Source organism: Streptomyces flavofungini, assembly GCF_041028215.1.
Lineage (GTDB): Bacteria > Actinomycetota > Actinomycetes > Streptomycetales > Streptomycetaceae > Streptomyces > Streptomyces flavofungini_B.
In genome coordinates this window covers 1-1947 of record NZ_JASKYR010001059.1, presented here as the reverse complement: position 1 = coordinate 1947, position 1947 = coordinate 1, and the positions used below count along the sequence as shown (strand labels likewise).

The window sequence follows — 1947 nt, the reverse complement described above, 5'->3', positions numbered from 1 at the left end:
CACGAACACGGCCTGCCAAGGAGCGCCCCACGATGACCGTGCCCCGCCCTTTCACCGCACCCGACCCGCAGACCGTCGCCGACAGCCACATCACCGACTTCGCCCGGCACGTCGGGAGGGAAGGAGCCGACTACGCCACCCTGCACCACTGGTCGGTCACCGATCTGAAGGGTTTCTGGGGCGCGGTGTGGGAGTACTTCGACATCGACGCCGACACCCCCTACGAGCAGGTGCTTGCGGAGGAGCGGATGCCCGGCGCCCAGTGGTTCCCCGGCGCCACCCTCAACTATGCCCACCACGCCCTGCGCGACCTCGCCGACGACGCCGTGGCCATCCTCGCCCTCGACGAGACCGGCTCCTGCCACGAGGTGACCGGAGGCCGCCTGCGTGCCCAGGTCGCCTCGGTCGCCGCCACCCTGCGCGACCTGGGCGTCAAAAAGGGCGACCGAGTGGTGGGCTACCTGCCCAACACCCCGCACGCGATCGTCGCGTTCCTCGCCGCCGCGAGTCTGGGCGCGGTGTGGTCGGTCTGCGGGCAGGACTACGCACCCAAGGCCGCCGCCGACCGCTTCGCCCAGCTCGAACCCACCGTCCTGATCGCAGCCGACGGCTACCTCTTCAACGGCACCACCCACGACCGTCGCGACGCCACCCTCGAACTCGCCGCCGCGCTGCCGACGTTGCAGGCGACGCTCCTGGTGGGTCATGTGGGCCTGCCGTGGCCGTCGCAGGCGTACCCGTCCCTGGTCATCTCCTGGGAGGACGCCGTCGCCCGCACCGAGAAACTCGCCACCACACCGGTGCCGTTCGACCACCCCCTGTGGGTGGTGTTCTCCTCCGGCACCACCGGCCTGCCCAAGGGCATCATCCACGGCCACGGTGGAGTCCTGCTGGAGCACCTGAAGACCCTCCGCCTCCACTCCGACCTGGGCCCGGGCGACCGTCTGCTGTGGTACACCACCACCCACTGGATGATGTGGAACCTGGTCGCCTCGACGCTGCTGACCGGCGCCACCACGTGCACCTACGACGGCAGCCCGGCGCCCTTCGCCCACCTCGACGTCCTGTGGGAGCTGGCCGCGCGCCACCGGGTGACCGTCTTCGGCACCAGCCCCCAGTATCTGCTGGGCATGGCCAAGTTCGACCTCGACCCGTCCGTCCACGACCTGTCGTCGATCCGGGTGGTCGGCTGCACCGGCTCCGCCCTGTCCGCCGCCGCCTACCCCTGGGTCCGCGACCATGTCGGCGACGGCGTGCTGCTTGCGTCGATCAGCGGCGGCACGGACGTGGTGTCCGGCTTCGCGGGCAGCGCGCCCAACACACCCGTGTGGGCGGGCGAGCTGTCCGCACCCCAACTGGGCGTGGCGCTGGCCGCGTTCGACACCGAGGGCCGTCCGGTCGTGGACCAGGTCGGCGAGCTGGTCATCACCCGCCCGATGCCGTCCATGCCGCTGTACTTCTGGAACGACCCCGACGGTACCCGCTACCGCGATGCCTACTTCTGTTCCTACCCCGGCGTGTGGCGCCACGGCGACTGGATCACCCTCACCTCCCACGGTTCGGTGATCGTCCACGGCCGCTCCGACTCCACGCTGAACCGCAACGGCGTACGTCTGGGAAGCGCCGACATCCACGACGTCGTCGAACGCCTTCCAGAGATCTCCGAGGCCCTCGTCATCGGCGCGGAACAGCCCGACGGCGGCTACTGGATGCCGCTGTTCGTCGTCCTCGCCGCCGGGGTGGGCCTGGACGACTCCCTCCGTGAGAAGATCAAGGAAGCCATCCGGACCGGGGCCTCACCCCGCCACGCCCCCGACGAGATCCTCGAAGTGCCGGGCATCCCGCACACCCGCACCGGCAAGAAACTCGAGGTCCCCGTCAAACGCCTCCTCCAGGGCGCCCCCGTCGAGCAGGTCGTCGACCCCGCCACCGTGGACGCCCCCGACC

At 70.6% G+C, this 1947-nt stretch carries 1 protein-coding gene; it reads left to right on the top strand.

The window, feature by feature from the left end:
* Nucleotides 1–32 precede the first annotated feature (32 nt).
* The coding region (locus AB8Z36_RS38330) for an acetoacetate--CoA ligase (RefSeq protein WP_369217983.1) at nucleotides 33–1947 on the top strand (1915 nt) is incomplete at its 3' end.